Source organism: Ruminococcus sp. (assembly GCF_024684275.1).
The window spans coordinates 22,094-44,061 of record NZ_JAIKXF010000094.1 but is presented as its reverse complement, the minus strand read 5'-3'; the positions used below and the strand labels follow the sequence as shown (position 1 = coordinate 44,061).

Sequence of the window (21,968 nt, the reverse complement as noted above, 5' to 3'; positions counted from 1 at the left end):
ATCCGCAGTCAAAAGTACCGTGAAACTTGAATTTGTTGTTTTCAATTGTTACTGTTACCATAGTATTTTCCTTTCCCTATCATGCGGATTTATTCCCACTTTGTATATTTTGACGAATGACAACCAATCTACGAAGTATCGAACCCTCTGTTATCCAATCTGCGCACGAACCTCACTGAGCAGATTGGTTGTCAGGCGTTTTCAGTTCGTAGATGTTTTTCCAAATACAGTAAAAAGCCTGTTAGGGTTGACTTCGTTGATTGACTGTATAGCCGAAAACCGCCGTAAAATCGGCACTTTTAAGTTTTATCCCTTGACATCAATACTACGCACTCAACGTGTCCTGTTCTTGGGAACAGATCTACACCGCAGACCTTATCCGCGCTGTAGCCGTGCTCTGAGAGCAGCTTTGCGTCTCTTGCGGCTGTTGCAGGGTTACAGGAAATTATCACTATCCTCGACGGGGCGGCTTTCGCAATAACGCTGATAGTCTCAGGGAAGCAGCCCTTTCTCGGCGGATCGATCACAATTATATCGGGCTTGCAGCCCTGTTTGCGGAGCTTCCCGAAAACCTCTCCTGCGTCGCCGCAGTGGAATTCGGCATTGGCAATATTATTGCGAAGGGCGTTTTTCTTTGCGTTTTCAACAGCTTGTGGAACTATCTCAACGCCTATTATTTTAGCCGCCTGCTTAGCCATTGAAAGACCTATCGTACCTGCGCCGCAATACAGGTCTGCAATGACCTCGCTCTTTTCGGGAGCGGCGTATTCCAGAGCCTTGCCGTAGAGCCTTTCTGCCTGCACAGTGTTGACCTGATAGAATGAAAGGGGAGAAATCTCCACGGTATTTCCGCACATGGTATCTGAGATAACATCACTGCCCCAAAGAGTTACGCACTCATCACCGAGGATAACGTTTGTCTTTAGGGAGTTTATATTCATTACGATGCTTTTTATATCACTGAATTTTTCTGTAAGTCTTCTGCACAGCGCCGAAAGCTGCCTTGATATATCCCTGCGCACAACGAGACACACCATTATCTCTCCCGAGTGAGCGCCTCTGCGGAGGTAGATATGGCGGATAATGCCTGTATTTGAGTTCTCGTCGTATACCGAGAGCTTTTTCTCGTTAATATAGTCAAGTACGATTTTTATTATATCGCTGAAAATCTCAGGCTGCAAAGCGCAGTTTTCAACAGGTATCACTCTGTGGCTTCTCGGAGCGTAAAAACCGCAGACAGCCTTGCCGTCCTGTACTGCGAGGGGGTACTGAGCCTTATTGCGGTAGTGTTCAGTGGCTTCGGCGCCGAGGAAGTCATCAAACTGTGGAGAAAGCCCGCCTATGCGCTGAAAGGCGTCGCGTACAATATCGTTTTTAGTGCGGCATTCAGCTTCATAGGAGATATGTCTCAGCAGACAGCCGCCGCATTTTTTATACACGGGGCAGTTATCACTGATACGGTCGGGGGAAGGGGTTATAAGCTTTTCAACGATACCGAAAGCATAGCTTTTCAGTACCTTTACTATTCTCACCTCGCAGACGTCGCCGACAGCGGTCTCAGGCACAAAAACAGCCATGCCGTCAATGCGGCAGACGCCGCTGCCCTCAGAGGTAAGTGCTGTTATCTCAGCTTTATGGACTTGATTTTTTTCAAGCATTCTGTGATCTCCTCTTTTTTCTCCATGAGCTTGTCGAAGCTTTTGATGTACTCATATGGAAATTTGTAGTTATGTATGCGTTCGATCCTGTTGCCTGCATAGAGCAGCTTAGTGGAAGCCGCACAGCCTGCACCGAGAATTGTCTGAGTCTCGTCCATAATGAAGATATTATAGAAGCTCTCGAAGCCCTTTTTCGCGTAGCCAACGTTTTCAAGGTTGTCCACAGTGTTCTTCTGACGGTACATATAGTATGGCAGATAGCCGTGAGACATCAGTGCAGGTATGCTGTAGTCAACCATTTCAGCTGCTGGATTTGCGTTATTTGCGTTGCCCTGTGCAAAGAGAGTGGCAGAGCGTTTTATAGTCAGGGTATGAACTGTAATGCTCTCGGGATCGAGCTCTATCATGCGGTCAAGGGTATTGCGGAAGCTCTCTGCGGACTCGGTCGGCAGACCTGCGATAAGGTCGGTATTGATATTTTTGAAGCCGATCTTACGGGCAAGCTCAAAGGCTTTTACAGCGTCTTCTCCCGAGTGCTTTCTGCCTATGACTTTAAGTACCTCATCGTTGAGAGTCTGAGGATTTACTGAGATACGCTCTGCACCAAGCTCCTTGATAACGCGGAGCTTTTCCTCGGTGATAGTATCGGGACGGCCTGCTTCAACGCTGTACTCACGCACCTTTGTCAGGTCAAAGTTATTCTCCACTGCCTCCATGATAGTGCGAAGCTCCTGTGCTGATACCGATGTGGGAGTACCGCCGCCGAAGTAGATAGTATCTATCTTTGTGTCAGTTTCTTTTACAATTTTTCCAAGTATCTCAAGCTCTCTGCACAGTGCTTCGATGTACTGCGGCATGAGCTTTATAGCAGAGTCCATTGAATGTGAAACGAAAGAGCAGTAGCTGCATCTTGTGGGACAAAAAGGGATAGACACATACAGACTTGCGGCAGTACTGTCTATCTGATCAAGTATTGGAAGCTGATTTACCGCCGTATCATAGGCGAGCTCCAGTTTCTTGTCCTGTATCTCGTACTTGTCTTTAAGCCTGCGGAATATCTCGTCCTTTGGCACGTCCTCGCGTATGAGCTCCACTACTTTTTTTACGGGGCGTATGCCTGTCATAAGTCCCCACGGCGGTTTGATACCGGTCTTATCAGAGAGGATATGGAACAGCACCCTGCAAAGCTCGTGCTCTTTGTTCTGCGTTTCGCCGGCAATGGCTTCACGCACCTCGGGAGCCTTGTCTCTGAGCTTTACCTCGACTCTGAGCTTGTCTCCGTCAACCTCGGCAATGACATACTCATCGCCAATGGCTTCCTCACGGGACTCGCCGAAGCTGTAACGCGCTGTGCTGAAAAATAGCTTCATGGTAGCTTCAATTTCGTATTTATAAGAATTGCCGATGAGGATTATCGGCATTTTAGTCTCATTGTTCGTCATTTTTGCCTCTGAATGGTCTCATATAGGGATTAGATCCGCGTTCATAGTCAAGGGTGGTGCTTTCGTTGTGCCCCGGGTAGACCTTGTAGTCTCCCACAAGGTTATAGAGCTTATTCAGCGAGTATGTCATGGCTGCGGAGCTGCTGTCGGGGAAATCGGTCCTGCCAACAGAGCAGCAGAAAAGGGTATCTCCCGAGAATATCACATCGCCGCAGATGTAGCACACGCTGCCCTGAGAGTGTCCCGGAGTATGGAGCACACGGAAGGTACACTCGCCGTCGTTTATAAAGCAGTCGCCGTAAACGCAGGTCCAGTCCGTAATGGGGGTGAAGGTGAAGAATGACATATCAGATGCCAGCGAATCAGCTGCGCTGGTGAGCATATGAGCGTCCAGCTCATGTACGTATATCTCAGCTCCTGTAGCCTTGCGGACCTCCTCTGCGCCGCCGATGTGGTCAAAGTGACCGTGGGTGAGGAGTATCTTTGTAAGGCGGAGCTTCTTCATTCTGAGAAACTCAAGAAAAAGACGGCTGTCGCCGCCGATGTCAACGGCAACACATCTTCCCGGTGCGGTTTCAATAATATAGCAGTTTGAACGGAGCGGTCCAAGCTGTAAATGATGGATTTTCATGTTCTTACTCCTTAAATAGCGGCTCTCTCAACGGAGATGACGCCTTTTATCTTTCTGAGCTTCTCAAAGAGGTTTTTGAGCTGCTCTGTGCTGGAAATAACGATAGTACCCTCAAATAGAGCATTGCCGTTTTTGAGGACTCTTGAAGCGGAATGAACGATAGGCACTCTTGCTTCAAGGAGGACTGCGGATATATCATAAACAAGGCCAACGCGGTCTGTAGCTGTCACCTCAAAGCTGGTCTGCAGCTGTGTATCGCTGTTTTCGGTCCACTGGATATCTACCCAGCGGTCAAGCTCCTCGGGAATATTTCTGGCGAGGGCTGCCTTATAGTTGGTGCAGTTGGTGGTATGAACTGAAACTCCGTAGCCGCGTGTTATAAAGCCGATTATATCGTCCCCGGGGAGAGGATTGCAGCACTGGGCGAACTTTATCAGCATATCATCTATCTGGTCGAGTATGATACTGCTCCTGCCGTTTGGCTTTGGCTTGATAAGCGGTATTACAGATGGCTCGCCTTCCTTTTCATAGAGTTTTTCGTACTTGTCTTTAAGGCGCGGTATCATCTTTGAGAGAAGTATACCGCCGTATCCGATAGAGGCATAGAAGTCGTCCAGAGTCTCGCAGTTATGACGCTTGAAGTCGTCCTGTAAGAACTCGGTATACTGGTCTTCCTTGAGGTTTATCCTGTGGCGCTTGAATTCGCGCTCAAGCTGTGCCTTGCCCTCGACGATATTCTCCTCGCGGCGCTCCTTCTTGAACCATGAGCGTATTTTTGAGCGAGCCTCATTGGTCTGTACGATATTGAGCCATGCACGGTTCGGTCCCTTATCGGGGTCCTTGCTGGTGATTATCTCGCATATCTGTCCTGTCTGGAGCTTATAATCAAGAGGCACTATCCTGCCGTCTACCTTTGCACCTACTGTCTTATGACCTATCTCAGTATGGATACGGTAGGCAAAGTCGATGACCGTTGAATTTATAGGCAGGCTTACGGACATACCCTTTGGAGTCATGACAACTATATCCTCGGGGTCAAGGTCTGTCTTGATTATGCGGACTATCTCCTCAACGTCGTCTGAGGTCTGCTGTGCCTCAATGACCTGACGTACCCATGCAAGGCGCTGTTCCATTTTGTCTTTGCCCTGTATGCCCTCTTTGTACTTCCAGTGAGCGGCGATACCGTATTCTGCGGTCTCGTGCATATCCCACGTGCGTATCTGGACTTCAAAAGGGATACCCTCTTTTCCGAGGACGGTTGTATGCAGGGACTGATACATATTGTTCTTTGGCGTTGAGATATAGTCCTTGAAGCGGTTTGGAAGGGGCTTGAACATATCGTGGATAAGACCGAGAACATTATAGCACTCTGCGATAGTCGTAACTATGATACGGACTGCATATTTATCGTATATTTCGTCAATATCCTTGTGTCCGATGAATATTTTACGGTATATGCTGTATATGCTCTTTACACGGCCGTCTATCTGAGGGGGCTGTGTGAATTCCTCTGATTTGAAGCGCTGTGCGATACGGCTCTTGATTATCTCGATGAATGCCTCGCGCTCTTCCTTTTTGTTTTCAAGAATGCTCTCTATCTCGGAATAAGCATAGGGATCGAGATAGTGGAAGGCAAGATCCTGAAGCTCCTCCTTTATGGCTCTGATACCGAGGCGGTGAGCTATAGGAGCGTAAATGTTCATTGTCTCAAGAGCAGTATTGCGCTGTTTTTCAAGAGGACGGTACTTCAGAGTACGCATATTGTGCAGGCGGTCACTGAGCTTGATTATCATTACGCGGATATCCTGAGACATGGCAAGAAGTATCTTTCGGATATTCTCTGCCTGCTGTTCCTCCTTAGTAGAGGTAGGTATCTTGCTCAGCTTTGTTACTCCGTCTACAAGCAGGGCAACGTCCTGACCGAAGCGCTTTTTCAGGTCATCAAGGGTGGCGTCGGTATCCTCAACTACATCATGGAGCAGAGCGGCGCAGATAGTATCCGTGTCCATGCCAAGCTCCAATAGAGTATAGGCAACTGCAAGGGGGTGAGTGATATAGGGCTGTCCCGATGAGCGCACCTGTCCTTCATGAGCCTTTGCGGCAAATTCATATGCCGAGATTATCTTGCTAAGGTCATACTGCTTGTCATCGGTAAGTATCTTCTGTATTATCTTCTCAATAGTGAAATTATCGTTGAAATCGGGAATATCGCTGAGAAACTCCCTCGGATCCTCGGGGAGAGCTGACTCTGGTATCGGCACTTCCACCTCGTGATGCATGAGATTTGATACATTCATATTGTCGGGCATATCTATTCTCCTTTATCTATGGCAGTTCAGCCGAGCCTGCTTCTGAGAGATACAAGCACGGGAGCTGAATCAAGGTCGGCTTTCTGAGTGACATTGACTCTTTGTATTTTTGATTCGGCGCATGACACCGCAACAAGCCCAAGCTGTCTCAGAGCCTCTGCGGCGGCGCAGAATTTACAGTAATTTATATTTGGATCATTGAGCTTTATGTACAGAGTATCCATGCATATGCCCTGATCGGGGATAGCCTTGTATATCTTGACCACGTCGTCCCTTTTGGGGTACATATGTGAGTAGTAATTCTTCGGGAGCTCCTCACCTCGGAGAAAGGCTTCAAAGGCTGACAGCGCCGCAAAGTATTTGCTTTGCTCAAAGCCGTGGGGACGAATATCACTGACTATTACACTGGGTGAGAGGTTCCCGCGGTACTCGTTTACTCCGAGAGTTACGATCATATCGCAGATGTCGCCTCTTGAAACTATCAGCTCATCGGGAGACTTTCTGAATACCAGTGCCTCTGCCTGAGTGAAACCGACCTTTATCTTCAGCTTTGAGTGGGCTCCGTCGGACAGTGGGATAATATCCAGCACCTGTGCGTTTTCGATATAGTAGAGGGGCTTTTCGTTGTCTGTGCCAAAGGGCTCCAGCAGGTCAAGTCCCTGTATGTTCTGTATATTCAGCTCCTGAGGAGTCAGGGGGGCGTCAGCTTTCAGCTCTGACAACGGCATTGACCTGTGATTTTCAAGGGCGTACTTTTCCAGAAGCTCGGCAAATCTATCTGCCATGCCGCTTTTTATGGTGAAGCCTCCTGCGGCAGGATGTCCGCCGAACTTTTCAAGCACCTCGGAGCAGGCGGTCAGTGCGCCGAACACTGAGAAATCGCCGAATGACCGTGCCGAACCGCGTATCTCGCCCTCGCTTTCAGAGGCGATAAAGCAGGGCTTGCCGAAATGCTCAACGATACGTGAGGCAACGATCCCTATAACGCCGTGGTGCCAGTCTCTGCCGCAGAGAAATATGGTTCTGCCGCGGATAAGCTCGGGAGCCTTGTCTATCATGTCAAATATATCCGAAACTATGGCGTTTTCTGCGTCCTTTCGCATATTGTTGAGCTTGTCGAGCTCACGGGCGGCTGTTAGAGCCTCGTCGTAGTCCTCGCAGAGAAAAAGCTCTGCCGCGGCTTTGGGAGAGCCGAAGCGTCCTGCGGCATTTATCCGCGGAGCTATGCCAAAGCCGATAGACTGAGTATTTACGGGCTTATCCGTGAGACCGCAGACCTCCTTGAGAGCCATGAGAGCAGGGCGGTCTGTGTTGCTTATGAGCTCCATTCCGTAGGACACAAGGAAACGATTCTCACCTGTAAGGCTTACTATGTCGGCGACTGTGGCTATTGCGGCAAGGTCGCCGAACTGCTCCAGAGCCATAGTGTAGTCGCCGCCGTCAAGGGCAGCCACAAGTTTAAGAGCGATCCCTGCGCCGCACATATTCTTGAATGTTGAGAAGCAGTCATGACGATGGGGATCGACTACTGCCTCAGCCTTAGGGAGCTGTTCTCCCTGCTGGTGGTGGTCGGTGACCACAAGCCTCATACCCATTGCGTAGATGTATTCTGCCTCGGGGATCGCGGATATGCCGTTATCCACAGTGATTATGAGAGTAACTCCGTCATCGGAGATCTTATCCACTGCTTTCATATTGAGGCCGTAGCCCTCAGAGCGCTCGGGGATATAATAAGTAACGTCCGCCCCCGCTTCTGCAAGATAGGAATACAGAATGACTGTAGACATTACACCGTCACAGTCATAGTCGCCGTAGACACAGATACGCTCGCCGTTTTCAATGGCTGAGTTTATGGTGTCCGCAGCCTCCTGCATATCCTTAATGAGAAAGGGATCGGACAATTCGTCCGTATTAAGGCTCTCCATTACTGATTCCGGAGAGGAATAGCCTTTTGCTGCCAGTGCGGAAGCCGCAAGAGAGGTAACTCCGCAGCCCAGCATAAGAGCTGAGACCGTTTTTTTGTCGGGAATGCCGACGGTCCATTTTTTCATACAATGACTCCTAAAGATATATTTAAACTATTATACCACAAATGGGAGTTTTTTTCAATAGGAGATGAGCAAAAAATCAGAACTGATGGCAGAGGGACGCCTGCTTTATCAAAGCATAGCTGAGGATCGAGGGTTCAGAGTGCAGGGGCGATCAGATGCTTGTGGAGCGGCGAGAAACGTGAAATCTGCTGTATAACAACAAAAAACCGCAGCATATGCTGCGGTTTGAAAAACTATGCGTAGCGCAGAAGCTTCTTTTTGCGCTTTACATCGTACATCTTCTGGTCAGCCTCTGTTACGAAGCGGAAAATATCCTCTCCCTTTTTCGGAGCAGCTATGACGTAGCCCGTACTTGCGCTGAGAATAAATGGATTAAAGCCTGTATCATTGACTTTGTTGATATTCTCCTGTATGGCTTTTGTCAGCTTTTTTGCCATATCCTCAGTATAATCAGCGCCGAATACTATGAACTCGTCTCCGCCGAAGCGGCAGAATACCTCGCCTGCCTGACAGGATTCCACAAGTACGTCGGCAATGCTGCAAATAGCCTTGTCTCCCGTACTGTGTCCGTAGGTGTCGTTTATGCCTTTAAGTCCGTCAAGGTCGATGAACATGAGCATTATATCGCGGCGATTTTCTACGCAGTCTTTATAGATATCCTCGGTTGCCTGCATAAAGCCGTTTCGGTTGAATATGCCTGAGAAGGTATCCATAGTATATAGGCTGCCGAGACGCTTTACGGCGTATTCGAGACACATGAGCTTTCTGATATTCTCAAGTGAGTTTGAGATGTTTATGCAGAAGGTCTCAAACATGATATTCTGGAGGGGCAGACGTGTGCTCCTTATAGCCATATAGCCGAGACATCGCTCGCCGAAATGCAGGGGATTTATAAAGTAAAGCTTGCCTTCCGTGCCGTCCTCGGCAACAGGCGGCAGTATGTCCTGAGAGCGTATGCGGCAGCATTCATGGAATTCGCCGTTATTGTACGATATAGGGACTATTACGTAGTCCGTATAAGCTAAAGGGACAGCTTTGCGCCTCTTATTACTGTTGGTGGAACGGTCAACATCGGTCTCTGAATCCCAGTTCTCACATAGACAGAAGTAAAACTCGTCGGGGTGAATCTCAACGGCGATACGCTTCAAAGAGGCGATATATTCGTCGAAATTATTGCAGGCAAGAAGCTGTGTAGACATTCTGTTCAGCACGGACATATAAGCCTGAATGCTTTCAAAATTTGAGAAATTGCGGTAATTCAGCTCCCTGAGCTCATTTACGTCTGAAAGAGCATTGTGTCCGCAGCCGCAGCTCTCTGTGAATCTTGCGGACATATTGAGGATAATATCCCTTTTCTGAGTGATGCCGTGGAAGTGATTATACAGCATTTTGCAGGCAAGTTCGCCTGAGAGCTCCAGCGGTCTCACCACAGATGTCAGCTCCATCTGGTAATTATGGCTGTTGTAGGTGTCGTCAAAGCCTGTGACTGCCACGTCCTCGGGGACTCTGAGTCCGTGAGACACAAGTGCGGTTATGGCAGAAGCCGCCATGACGTCGTTTGCGCAAACGATAGCTTCGGGAGGCTCAGGAAGCTCCTCAAGGAACTGCTCAACGGCAGCTTTTCCCGATGGTGCGCGGAAATCTCCGTAGGCAACAGCTTTATCTGCTATCTCAAGTCCGTGCTCGCCGAGAACTGTGCGGAATGCGTTGAGTCTGGCGGAGCTTTCAGGGTTTTCGGCAGGTCCTGAGATATATGCAAATCTTTTGTAATTATGGATATTTATCATATGCTCGGTAACAACGCGCATGGCACTGGCGTTGTCGATGCCGATGTGATAGAAGCCTTCGAGGTCGTTGTCGATGCTTACGGCAGGAATGCCTGCAATAGTAATGCGTTCGAGTATGTCGCTTACGACAGCCTGATGCGAAAGAGTGTTGGTCAGCAGGATAGCTCCGTCAAAATCAGCAAAATCGGGGAGATTGAACACGTTTAATTCACCCATGTCATGCCGCGGATTATCCATGTCACCGCTGAATGATGTGAATGCAGAGACATTAAGACTGTATTTTTCAGCACCCAATGATATACCGCTGATAATGGCGCTCTGGTAGCTCTGACCGATCTCTTCGATAATGACTGCGATTTTATAGCTCAATGACAATACCTCCTTCTTTCTTTTTGTTCTACAAATGAATGTTCTGTTTTTTTATGGATATAAGATACATCTATTTTACTACAATTTACATAAAAAAGCAATAGCTTTTTATTATGATTTTTATTGGATATATTTACGATTTATTAATATTCGTAATAAGTCGGGTGAATTATAGTTAAATATTCTGGCATTTAAAGACGAAAAGACGAAAAATACTCGGGATTTTTGGATAATTTATCAGATTTGCTGAAATTGAATGGTCATATTGACAAATCGCAAAAAAATGGTATACTAATTAGTAGGGGATAACGTCATGTTTAATGGCTTTATCAAATCATTTCCGCCACTGTGCCCGAAGCACAGGCGGATCGCCGCGGAGGAAATCCTATGAATATTTGGCATAAGATCAGTCCAAAAAGAATAAGTCCCGATGATTTCATCGCTGTTATCGAGATAGGCAAGGGAAGCAAGATCAAGTATGAGCTTGATAAGGAGACAGGTCTCATAATAATGGACCGCATTCTTTATACTTCCACCCACTATCCCGCTAACTACGGATTTATCCCAAGAACCTTCTCAGATGACAATGATCCGCTTGACGTTCTTGTTCTCTGCTCGGAAAAGCTCATGCCCCTTACGCTGGTAAGATGCTATCCTATCGGAGTTATCAGAATGCTCGACAACGGTCATCACGATGAGAAGATCATCGCTATACCCTTCGATGATCCTAATTACAATATGTACAAGGATATCGAGGAGCTTCCAAAGCACGTATTTGATGAAATGACACATTTTTTCACAGTTTATAAGGAACTTGAAAACAAAACAACAGCCGTAAACGAGGTCGATCATGCGGATATTGCAAAACAGATTATTGCCGAGGATATCGAGCGATATATTGAGAATTTCTGCAAGTGAGCAATGCTCTGACCGAAAGTGACTAAAAAGCGAAAGGAGTATCCTGCGCATCTGCGCGGGAAAAAGTGTTTATGACAGCTTCAAGTGAAATTTTATTCGGCAGCGATTCAAATGTCGCACCTATCGGCATTATCGCTATGAACAGCGTTACCGAGCTCGGTAAGAAGATCGACGATTACCTCGTTGACTGGGCAGGCAAGGGCGGTATCAACGTTGATTCTTTCCTCGTTGAGAGCGAATGCCCCCGTTTTTCTTCGGGTGACGGCAAAGGTCTCATCAAGTCAACTATCCGCGGCAAGGATCTCTTCATAATCATTGATGTCGGAAACTACAGCATAAAGTATGACTACTTCGGAATGCAGAACGCTATGTCTCCTGACGATCACTTCCAGGACCTTAAAAGAATAATACAGGCTGCAAGCGGCAAGGCTCACCGTATAACTGTCATTATGCCTACTCTTTACGGCGGACGTCAGCACAGAAGAAGCTACCGCGAGTCACTTGACTGTGCCTGCGCACTTCAGGAGCTTGAGGCTATGGGCGTATCAAACATCGTTACATTTGATGCTCACGATCCGAGAGTTCAGAACGCTATCCCGCTTATGGGCTTTGATAACGTAATGCCTACTTATCAGGTACTTAAAGCAATGCTCAAGGACGTTAAGGATATAAGCTTCAGCAAGGATAAATTCATGGTAGTCAGCCCTGATGAGGGAGCACTCAACAGAAATATGTACTATGCTTCCGTTCTCGGCGTTGAAATGGGTATGTTCTACAAGAGAAGAGACTACTCAACTATCGTAAACGGACGCAATCCTATAGTTGCTCATGAATATCTCGGAAACCCTGTCGAGGGCAAGGATATTTTCGTTTCAGATGACATCATTTCATCAGGCGAATCCATGCTTGACGTTGCTTCTGCTCTGAAGGAGAAGAAGGCAGGAAGATTCTTCGCTTATGCTACTTATGCTATCTTCACTAACGGCCTTGAAAAGTTTGACAAGGCTTATGAGGACGGCATTATCGACGGCGTATTCGGTACAAACCTTACCTACAGAACACCTGAGCTTCTCAGCAGACCGTGGTTCCACGAGGTAGACGTTTCAAAGTATATCGCATACTTCATTGAAGCTATCAATCACGACGTTTCTATCAGCAAGATAATCGATCCTCACATTAAGATCGATAATCTCCTCAGAAAGTACGGAATGAAGTAATAAAACAAGGGACATTGTCTACAAACAGTGTCCCTTTCTTTTGTGAAATCTGTGTGAAACCATTGTTAATTTCCTACAACATGATTGACATTTATTCGTCAAAGTGCTATAATCAAAAGTGGAAAATTTAATGTGCATAAAGGGGTTATGGTAAAAATATTTACAGGAGGGGATCCAGTGCTACAGTTAAAGGACATAGTTAAAAAGTACGGCAGCGGAGATAATGTCGTAACGGCTCTCAACGGAGTCAGCGTTACTTTCCGCGAAAACGAATTTGTGGCTATACTCGGTCATTCAGGCTGCGGTAAGACCACACTTCTCAACATCATCGGAGGCCTCGATCATTATACCTCGGGCGACCTCGTGATCAACGGAATTTCTACTAAGGAGTACAAGGACAGGGACTGGGACGCTTACAGAAACCACTCTATCGGTTTCATATTCCAGAGCTATAACCTTATCCCGCATCAGACAGTATTATCAAACGTTGAGCTTGCTCTCACTATTTCCGGCGTGTCAAAGTCCGAGCGCAGAAAACGCGCTAAGGAGGCTCTTGGAAAGGTGGGCTTGGGAGATCAGCTCCATAAAAAGCCAAATCAGATGTCAGGCGGTCAGATGCAGCGTGTTGCTATTGCACGTGCTCTCATAAATGATCCCGATATACTTCTTGCCGATGAGCCTACAGGCGCTCTCGATTCTGAGACCTCCATACAGGTAATGGAGCTTCTCAAGGAGATAGCTAAGGATAAGCTGGTAGTTATGGTAACTCATAACCCTGAGCTGGCTGACCAGTACGCTACACGTATCATCAAGATAAAGGACGGAAAGCTCACAGGTGACAGCGCTCCCTTTGATGCAGGAAAGGCTAAAAAGGACAAGAAGAAAAAGGAAAAGTCTGATAAAAAAGAGAAATCTGAAAAGAAAAAGCGCGTTTCAATGTCATTCGGCACCGCTGTTGCACTTTCTCTCAATAACCTGCTTACCAAAAAAGGAAGAACTATTCTCACAGCCTTTGCAGGTTCTATAGGTATCATTGGTATCGCACTTATCCTTTCTCTTGCGACGGGTATCAATGAGTATATCGACAATGTTCAGGAGGAAACTCTTTCATCTTATCCACTTGAGATAATGCGCGAAAATACCGATACTTCGGGTATGATAGAGGCTCTTATGAATAACCAGAAGGAATATGAGAGCCGTGAGTTCAGGGACGATAAGGTGTATGCAAATACTCAGGTCTACGATATGTTCAACTCCTTCAATGCATCTGCTAAGCAGATAAATAATATGAAGGATTTCAAGACCTTCCTTGATACAGACAGCGTCATCAAGGAAAAGTCAACGGCTATCGGCTACAGGTACGACGTGAAAATGCCTGTGTTCACCGAGACTCCGTCAGGTGATATAATCAAGGTCGACTTCATGGATATGTACAGCAAGGCTTTAGGCATGAGTGACTCTGATTTAATGGCGGCTACTATGAATAATCCTATGGCAGGCATGGAAATGCAGGCATTTGGCCTCAATGTCATGGAGGAAATGCTCCCCGGAACAAACGGCGAGCCTGTAAGTGACATCGTCAAGGAGCAGTATGAGGTAGTAAACGGCAGATGGCCGGAGAATTATGATGAGGCAGTGGTCGTTCTCACCAGAAACAATGAGCTCCCCGATATTATCGTTTACGCTATGGGACTCAAGGATCAGGAGGGCTTCACTGAAAAGCTGAAGGCTGTAATGAGCAATCAGGAGATCGGGGACTACGGACAGACTGAATGGAACCTTGATGAGATAACAGGCAAGAAGTTCAAGATGATACTTCCGTGTGAGTATTATCAGAAGAACCCGTCAGGAAACGGCTTCAACGATATCACAGCTACTCAGACAGGTCTGGATTACCTCTTTGATTCAGCAGACATCGGTACCGACATCAAGATAGTTGGTTTTATCCGTCCTACTGAGGACGTTAAGGTGCCTATGCTCAAGGGCTATGTGTGCTATACGAGCGCTCTGACCGATTATGTTATAGAAAAGACCGGAAACAGCGATATAGTTAAGTCTCAGCAGAACGACAAGGAGAACGATGTACTTACGGGTACCAAGTTCATGACAGATGACTATGTTGCTCCTACAGCCAAGGAAAAGGCTGATACAGCAAAGGAATTCATCAAGAGTGCCGACACTGACACAAAGGCTGATATTTACAGACTTGTGGCTGAGCAGCCCGATCCTGCGCAGGCAGATGCTCAGGTGCAGGCGGCTATGAAGGATTTCGACCGCAACAAGTTCATCAGCCAGATCACGGAGATGTATTCCGCAGAGCTTGGCGTTGACGCTTCACAGGTAACCTCTTTCGTGTCACAGATGAGCGATGATGAGGTAAAGAGCTATGCGGAAGAGGCTATCCGTACTCAGATCGCAGAGCAGTATGCTAAGACTGTTCAGGAACAGCTCGGTTCGCTTCCAAATGCAGAGCTGGCAAAAATGCTTGACTCAGCTCCTATAAGCGAGGAGGTCTACGGACTTATCTTCGAGAAATATACTCCCGAGGAGATATCCGATTCCACCTACGATGACAACCTCAAGCTTCTCGGCGTTGCTGATGAGAGCGATCCGTCGATGATACGCATTTACGTCAAGAGCTTTGAGGATAAGGACGACATTTCAGACGCTATCAAGCGCTACAATGACGGTACCTCTAAGGAACAGGACGTTATCCACTATACTGATATGGTTGCTCTGCTCATGTCATCTATCACGGGTATCATAAGCGGTATTTCTTACCTGCTCATTGCATTTGTAGGTATCTCGCTGGTGGTTTCCTCTATCATGATAGGAATCATCACGTATATCTCGGTTCTTGAAAGAACACGAGAGATCGGTATCCTCAGAGCTATCGGTGCTTCAAAGCACAATGTAAGAACTGTTTTCAACGCAGAGACTCTTCTTGTAGGTCTTGCGGCTGGTCTTATGGGTATCGGAGTTTCCGTACTTCTTACTATCCCTATAAACAGTATAATCCACAGTGTTACCAGCCTTGATACGCTCCGCGCTCATGTTCCTGTAGCAGGAGCTGTCGTGCTTATCGTTATAAGCATGGTTCTCACACTTATATCGGGACTTATCCCGTCGGGTGTTGCAGCAAGAAAGGATCCTGTAGAGGCTCTCAGAACAGAATAAGCTATACTATTAATAATATAAGCCATTTGAGTGTATCAAGCTCAAATGGCTTTTCTTTTGTTAATTTGTTAAAAAGAAAGGCAGCGCATAAAGCACTGCCCTTCATATATCAACTATATCATTATTTGAATGCGTATCTCATGAAGGTGTACAGATGGGGCTTTACAGAGCCTGCATCATGTCCGCCGCCCGGGATAGACTGGTAAACGTGGTCGACACCGTTTCTTGTGAGGATATCACTGTACTGCTTGGGGAATGTACCTACGACGCCGTCGTTTGTACCGCCGGTTATCATGAATACATTCGGCTCAGGACCAACATCTCTGAACTTCATTTCGCTCTCGGTCATACAGCCTGGGTGCTCCATGAACATATCCTTGCCGGGAGTGATACCGGGTGCCGGACAAGCTCCGCCAACGTAAGCGAAAAGGTCGGGACGCATAAGACCGATGTAGATAGCTTCGCGTCCGCCCATTGAGAAGCCTGTGATAGCGCGGTTCTCTCTGCCTGTTTTGACGGGATAGTTAGCCTCGATGAACGGGATAAGGCTGTCCGAGATGTCATATAGGAAGTTATCGTAAGCAGCGCAGACCTCCTGATTGATGCCGAATCCGCCGCCGCTGCCGTTCTTGCTGGTGTACTGGCTTGGAAGAACGATTATCATTTCCTCTGCCTTGCCGTTTTCGATAAGACCTGCAAGAAGCTCCTGAACGCCCATGCCGTTTACCATGCTGCCTTCGTTGCCGCCGATACCGTGGAGAACGTACATTACAGGGTACTGCTTGCTTGCATTGTAGTTAGGAGGCAGGATAACGTTACAGCTCTTCTGACCGCCTGTGAACTTGCAGTTGTATGTCTTCTTCTCGACCTTGCAGCCGCCGCTCTTTTCGTTTCCACCCGGAACTGAAGTAGGCATATCCTTGCGTATATCGGCATTGAGGTTTCTGCCCGAGCTTGAAGTAGTTGCAGAAACAGTTGTGGTAACTATCTTCTGAGTAGTCGTAGTAACTGCCTTAGTTGTGGTAGTTGTTACAGGATCGGGGAACGCTTTTTCTTTGCCGATGATATATTTCTGAAGAAGAACCAGATCTGCGACGTTTACTGCGCCGTCGCCGTTTACATCGGCATTGGCAGGCGTTGAGCCGCTGCCTGACATCATTTTGAGTATCCCTCTTCTGAGCGGAGCAAGATCAAACGAATCTATAACGCCGTCGCCGTTGATGTCACCGATGACGTGCTTCTTTGATTCAGTGGTGGAAGTTGTTATCTCATTGCCGGGAACAATGACAGTATGATCTCCGACATCTGATATGGAAGGAGCGTCCTTGACGCCGCCGAAAGCGCTGTCAATGTAGAAATCAGTAAGACTGTCGGGAGCTTCAATGCACAGAGTTAGTTCTGAAGCACCTGATGGGATAGTGTAAGATGTATTGGAAAGATCTGCCCATTCACCCTTAGGAGCATTTACCTCCGCGATCGTGTCGTAGCAATATTCGACTCCGTCTGAGTACTGAAGTGTCATTCGTATCGCTGTTGAAGATTCGGAATTCTGCTTTACGAGAGCGCCGAAGCTATAGGTGTTTCCCAGAGTAAACGCAAGAGGATCGAGCTCTAAAGCTGCGCCGTTCCAGCCGTCAATGCGGTCTAAAACAATTATGCCGTCGGTGCCTTTGAAGCCGTCAGCACCTGTAAGACCGACAGTGCCTCCGCGTGGCAGCCAGTTCCCTATACCGTTATCAAATTCGTCCCTGAAGAAATATCCATATTCGTCGGGCTGGGGAGGCTCGGGAACAGTAGTTGGCTCGGTGGTATATTCCGAAGTCGGTTCAGGAATGTATCCATAGAAGGATATGCCCTTTACATTGGCTGAGCCGCTGGATCTGAAGCCCTCTATGTTGAGGGAAACTTCGTAAAGGGCTCCTGACATATCAAGACCTGCTTTTGACCATGCATCAAAGTGCTTTGATACGTCGACGGTGCCTTTCATGTTGTTTGTGGCGTTGTTCCTTGAGCCGCTGGTCTGACGAACGCTCCAGTATTGAGGAAATGTAGCCGTTCCATCAATAGAGGGCTGGTTATAGCGCATAGTCTTGCAGATATCATATATATTTCCGTTGAGGGCGATAGTACCCTTTTTTTCGCCGCTTCCTCCCGGCGGACGCCAGTCGCCCCAGCCTTCGACGATATAATACTCTGTGAGAGGGTTCCTCGTCCAGCCGTATACGTACATAAAAGAATTGCCCCTGGGGGTAAACTCTACATCATAAGAGAGGGTGATGTTACTTAAATACTTGTAATTCTTCTGACTGTCGTAAATTCTTCCCATGCTTGCGAGAAAGTTATCGACGTTGCTCCACGAGCAGGTGAAAGAGCCTGCCTTAGGAGTCATGGATACCTGTCCCTGACCATTCTGGTTCCACATTTCGTAGTCATAGCCGCCGATATTTCCTTTTATCTGCTGATCGGCAGCGTTTGCGGAATGAACGGCAGACAGGCTTGCAGCTGCCATTAATGCAGTAACGGCACTGCCGATGATCTGTCTGAATGTTTTTTTCACTTCAACCACTCCTTTGTTTTGAAAAGCAAACTAATGATCTTAGCAATCCCCACAAGGACCGAGTGTCCCGTTTATATCTATAAAATAATCAATGTCTGCTGTTTGCCCTTTATGGCAAAATGAGCCTGACATAAATATGACACGCAAATTCCCGAAATTATAAGGAATTTGCGCTCCCCGAAGGTCGTTCGGGGCAATAACCGCCTGACGGCAGTTATTGATGATACTTTAATTATAAAACATCTGACCTGTTAATTACAAGTTAAAACTTGCGGACCTTGTGTACCTTGACTAATAATTGCTGATAAATGTAAGGAGAATTAAGTTGATAGTACGTAAAAATAAGTAAATATTATACAGGAATTTGCTATAAAAAGCCACCCATTTTTTGTATATTAGGTGGATAATATAAAGAATTGTATTTACTCTGTATAGTTTAAAAATAAAAATATCGTAAAAATAAGCAATATTTACCAAAAGAGGTCATGAAATTGCTATCGCAAGGAGAATTTTGGTATATTATTACTACAATATACATTATAATATAGATAATATATAAAGAAAGTGTGAACTCTGACCGTTAAGGGTTTCACATCTATTGAAGGGAAATTATAGGCAATATTCACCAGGCAAGTATCCAAAAAACAGAATAATGGGGGCATACTTATGAAAAAGATCATTTCATACGCTGCGGCGGCTGCAATGTCACTGACATCTCTGACAGCCATTTCAAACGGCAGTATTGTCAAGGCGGACAATCCTGCTATCCAGACCATCTACAGCACCGATCCCGCACCTATGGTGTACGGCGACACTGTGTACCTCTACACGGGACGCGACAAGGATAACTCCGACTTCTATTATATGCCTGACTGGCACTGCTATTCCTCGAAGGATATGCAGAACTGGACAGATCACGGCATGATACTGTCGTGGGATTCCTTTACATGGGGCAAGGAGGACTCAGCATGGGCTGCACAGTGTATAGAGCGCAACGGTAAGTTCTATTACTATGTAACTCTTGAGAACAAATCAGGTGGCGGACGCGCTATCGGTGTTGCTGTAGCTGATTCACCCACAGGACCTTTCAAGGACGCAATAGGCAAGCCTCTTGTTGGTCCAAACTGGGATTATATTGATCCTACGGTATTTATTGATGACGACGGACAGGCTTGGCTCATGTTCGGCAATCCGACCTGCTATTATGTCAGACTTAACGAGGACATGGTGAGCTATTCGGGCTCGATCGGCAAGTTCGATATGAATGCTTCGTCCTTCGGTCCTTCCGCAAAGGCTTCGTCCTACGGCGAGGGACCGTGGTTCTACAAGCGCAATGACAAGTATTATCTTGTATATGCTGCATTCTACGGAAACGACAGCGGAGAGAGCCTCGGCTACTCTACTGCTCCGTCTCCGACAGGTCCGTGGACATACGGCGGACAGATCATGAAGCCGCTCAACTGCTTCACAAACCATCCGGGCGTTATTGATTTTAAGGGACATTCCTATCTGTTTTATCACGACGCCAGCCTTCCCGGCGGCGGCACCTTTGACAGAAGCGTTTGCGTCGATGAGTTCAAGTACGGCGCTGACGGCTCTATACCTACTATCTCTGCTACTAAGACAGGACCTGAGCAGCTTGAGCCTCTTGATCCGTACAGTAGGGTAGAGGCTGAGAATATATGCTTCTCAAAGGGCGTAAAGACCGAGAAGTGCAGTGACGGCGGACTGGACTTAGGAAATATCCAGAACGGCAGCTACATCAAGGTCAGCGGAGTTGATTTCGGCAGCGGAGCTGATAAGTTTACGGCAAGCGTTGCTTCCGATACAGACGGCGGCGACATAGAGATATACCTTGACAGCCTCTCGGGCAAGAAAATAGGTACCTGCAAGGTGTCGGGCACAGGCGGCTGGCAGACATGGAAGGAGGTCTCATGCGATATCAGCGGCGCAAGCGGCGAGCATGACCTTTACTTCAAGTTCACAGGCGGCAGCGGATATCTGCTGAACATGGACTGGTGGCGCTTCGGCAGCAGTGAGGAGCAGTCAACTGTAAAGACTACCACGACTGCGGCGTCCAAGAATGATACCACTGTTGTATCAACTGCGTTGAACAGCGCGGACACAGGGGATTACCTTCTTGACTGCACATTTGAAAGCGGCTTAGGCGACTGGACAGGCAGAGCAGGCGCAAAGGTGGACACCTCCTCAAAGGCGTACAAGGGCAGCAAGTCTCTTTACTGCACGGGCAGAAGCGAAGCGTATCAGGGCGCAGTTGTTGAACTGGGTAGCGGCTTCAAGGCCGGTGAGACCTACAGCTTCAGCGCTAACGTTATGTACGAAAGCGGCAAAGACAGCGATACATTCCACTTTACAATGCAGTATGACCTTGACGGCGAGACGAAGTACACCAAGATCGCTACAGGTCAGCCAATGAAGGGCAAGTGGGTCCAGCTGGCGAATACGGAATTCCGGATACCTTCCGGTGCTGAGAATGTGTCTATCTACGTTGAGACTGACAAGAGCACTGTTGACTTCTATGTTGATGATGTAAAGGCTGCAAAGGCTGGCACAGTCATTGAGGGAGCAGAGGGCGGACAGTTCATTCTCGGCGATATAAATTCCGACGGAAGAGTCGATTCCTTTGATATTCTAAGAGCAAGGAAGCTTCTTGTTGCAAGCAGCAATAATGCGGAGCTTACTAAACTTGCGGACGTTGACAAGAGCACAAAGCATGAGATCAATGATCTGGTGCTTCTTCAGAACTATGTTCTCGGCAAGATAAAGGAGTTCCCCGATAACTCACCCGAGCCGCCGAAGAGCGACTTCAACTACAATGCAAATCTACAGTATAAGACGGCTCCCGACAGCTATTTCAAACAGCCTGCAAATCACGGCAAGGTCGTAAAGGAAAACTACAACGGCATAAACGGCAACAAGAATATGTATGTATACCTGCCTTACGGCTATGATGAGTCAAAGAAGTACAATGTCTTCTACCTTATGCACGGCGGCGGAGAGAGTGAGGAGACCTGCTTTAACGATAATAATATCAACATCGACATCATGCTTGACAATATGATCGCAAACGGCGATATTGAGCCGATGATCGTGGTTACTCCTACATTCAACAAGGCGCCGAGTGCTGACGGTGTATGGGAGGAGATGCGCAAGTCTATAATTCCTTACGTTGAAAACAAGTATTCCACATATGCTGAGGATACATCTATCGACGGACTCAGAGCTTCAAGATATCACCGCGCATACGGCGGATTCTCAATGGGCGGCGGTTCGACATGGGCAAACTTCAATAATAACCTCGACATTATTGCGTACTTCATGCCTCTGTCAGGTCACTGCTGGGACGGCGCAGGCAAGGTGCTCGGTGCAGCAAGAAATTCAGGCTTCAAGCAGAATGAGTATTTCGTTCTGGCTGCAACAGGTACTGATGACATCGCATACGGCAATATGGTCCCGATGATAAACGAGCTGAAGAAGAACACAGATGTATTTACATATACCTCCGACTTCTCAAAGGGCAATCTTTACTTCCTCGAAGCAAAGGGCAACGTGCACTGGTGGCCGCAGGTACGTCATTACATCTATGATGCACTGCCTTACTTCTTCCATGAGAACCAGTAAAAAACTGTGTGATCAAATAATTGCATAAGCTCAGGCTCACCATGCACAAAATGTATGGTGAGCTTGAATCAAGTATTTGGGTTTTGCTTTTCAGGGGATAATAAAAAGGTAAAAAAACGGAAAAAGTAGTATTATACTTACCAAAATACTTGAAAAATTCACAATTTGATGATATAATATAGGCAGAGTATCAATTGCGAGGTGACCTAA

The 21,968-nt window shown here is 47.1% G+C and carries 11 protein-coding genes; 4 read left to right on the top strand and 7 right to left on the bottom strand.

Features of this window, described 5'->3' with window-relative positions; genetic code table 11:
- Positions 1-299: 299 nt before the first annotated feature.
- From rlmD to K5677_RS10640, 6 genes are all read right to left on the bottom strand, one after another.
- Positions 300-1,658 carry a 23S rRNA (uracil(1939)-C(5))-methyltransferase RlmD gene (gene rlmD, locus K5677_RS10665; RefSeq protein ID WP_296727766.1) on the bottom strand — a complete coding sequence of 453 codons (1,359 nt, stop codon included), beginning with the start codon at positions 1,656-1,658 and terminating at the stop codon, positions 300-302.
- Positions 1,622-3,100, bottom strand: coding sequence for a coproporphyrinogen dehydrogenase HemZ (gene hemZ / locus K5677_RS10660; RefSeq protein ID WP_296727764.1), 1,479 nt, complete (start codon positions 3,098-3,100; stop codon positions 1,622-1,624). The genes rlmD and hemZ overlap by 37 nt, the downstream gene beginning before the upstream one ends.
- Positions 3,087-3,731, bottom strand: coding sequence for an MBL fold metallo-hydrolase (locus K5677_RS10655; RefSeq protein ID WP_296727763.1), 645 nt, complete (start codon positions 3,729-3,731; stop codon positions 3,087-3,089). Before K5677_RS10655 ends, hemZ begins: the two co-directional genes overlap by 14 nt.
- 11 nt (positions 3,732-3,742) lie before the next feature.
- Positions 3,743-6,040: a bifunctional (p)ppGpp synthetase/guanosine-3',5'-bis(diphosphate) 3'-pyrophosphohydrolase gene (locus K5677_RS10650; protein ID WP_296727760.1), complete on the bottom strand. Its 2,298-nt coding sequence runs from the start codon at positions 6,038-6,040 to the stop codon at positions 3,743-3,745.
- Between the two features lie 26 nt (positions 6,041-6,066).
- Positions 6,067-8,091 (bottom strand): single-stranded-DNA-specific exonuclease RecJ, encoded by a 2,025-nt coding sequence (gene recJ, locus K5677_RS10645; protein WP_296727757.1) that lies wholly within the window; start codon positions 8,089-8,091, stop codon positions 6,067-6,069.
- A 233-nt stretch (positions 8,092-8,324) separates the two neighbouring features.
- Entirely contained in the window at positions 8,325-10,247 is a 1,923-nt protein-coding gene (locus tag K5677_RS10640; protein ID WP_296727755.1) for a GGDEF domain-containing protein, read from the bottom strand.
- 387 nt (positions 10,248-10,634) lie between these two features.
- On the opposite strand from K5677_RS10640, the gene K5677_RS10635 reads away from it, so the two are divergent.
- The 3 genes from K5677_RS10635 to K5677_RS10625 all read left to right on the top strand — a co-directional run bounded on the left by K5677_RS10635 (position 10,635) and on the right by K5677_RS10625 (position 15,559).
- Entirely contained in the window at positions 10,635-11,165 is a 531-nt protein-coding gene (locus tag K5677_RS10635; RefSeq protein WP_028514457.1) for an inorganic diphosphatase, read from the top strand.
- Between the two features lie 71 nt (positions 11,166-11,236).
- On the top strand, positions 11,237-12,382 hold the full coding sequence (locus K5677_RS10630) for a ribose-phosphate pyrophosphokinase (protein ID WP_296727753.1): 1,146 nt from the start codon (positions 11,237-11,239) through the stop codon (positions 12,380-12,382).
- Positions 12,383-12,559: 177 nt separating this feature from the next.
- Complete coding sequence (locus K5677_RS10625; RefSeq protein ID WP_296727750.1) at positions 12,560-15,559, top strand: ABC transporter ATP-binding protein/permease; 3,000 nt, start codon at positions 12,560-12,562, stop codon at positions 15,557-15,559.
- 121 nt (positions 15,560-15,680) lie between these two features.
- On the opposite strand, the gene K5677_RS10620 is transcribed toward K5677_RS10625, so the two are convergent.
- Positions 15,681-18,116 carry a glycoside hydrolase family 11 protein gene (locus K5677_RS10620; RefSeq protein WP_296727749.1) on the bottom strand — a complete coding sequence of 812 codons (2,436 nt, stop codon included), beginning with the start codon at positions 18,114-18,116 and terminating at the stop codon, positions 15,681-15,683.
- A gap of 702 nt (positions 18,117-18,818) precedes the next feature.
- On the opposite strand from K5677_RS10620, the gene K5677_RS10615 reads away from it, so the two are divergent.
- Positions 18,819-21,758 (top strand): family 43 glycosylhydrolase, encoded by a 2,940-nt coding sequence (locus tag K5677_RS10615; RefSeq protein ID WP_296727768.1) that lies wholly within the window; start codon positions 18,819-18,821, stop codon positions 21,756-21,758.
- Positions 21,759-21,968: the final 210 nt, after the last annotated feature.

Excerpts from the sequence above, each read along its gene's own strand:
- rlmD (WP_296727766.1), bottom strand. The coding sequence starts at position 1,658 with ATGCTTGAAAAAAATCAAGTCCATAAAGCTGAGATAACAGCACTTACC.
- hemZ (WP_296727764.1), bottom strand. The coding sequence starts at position 3,100 with ATGACGAACAATGAGACTAAAATGCCGATAATCCTCATCGGCAATTCT.
- K5677_RS10655 (WP_296727763.1), bottom strand. The coding sequence starts at position 3,731 with ATGAAAATCCATCATTTACAGCTTGGACCGCTCCGTTCAAACTGCTAT.
- K5677_RS10650 (WP_296727760.1), bottom strand. The coding sequence starts at position 6,040 with ATGCCCGACAATATGAATGTATCAAATCTCATGCATCACGAGGTGGAA.
- recJ (WP_296727757.1), bottom strand. The coding sequence starts at position 8,091 with ATGAAAAAATGGACCGTCGGCATTCCCGACAAAAAAACGGTCTCAGCT.
- K5677_RS10635 (WP_028514457.1), top strand. The coding sequence starts at position 10,635 with ATGAATATTTGGCATAAGATCAGTCCAAAAAGAATAAGTCCCGATGAT.
- K5677_RS10630 (WP_296727753.1), top strand. The coding sequence starts at position 11,237 with ATGACAGCTTCAAGTGAAATTTTATTCGGCAGCGATTCAAATGTCGCA.
- K5677_RS10615 (WP_296727768.1), top strand. The coding sequence starts at position 18,819 with ATGTCACTGACATCTCTGACAGCCATTTCAAACGGCAGTATTGTCAAG.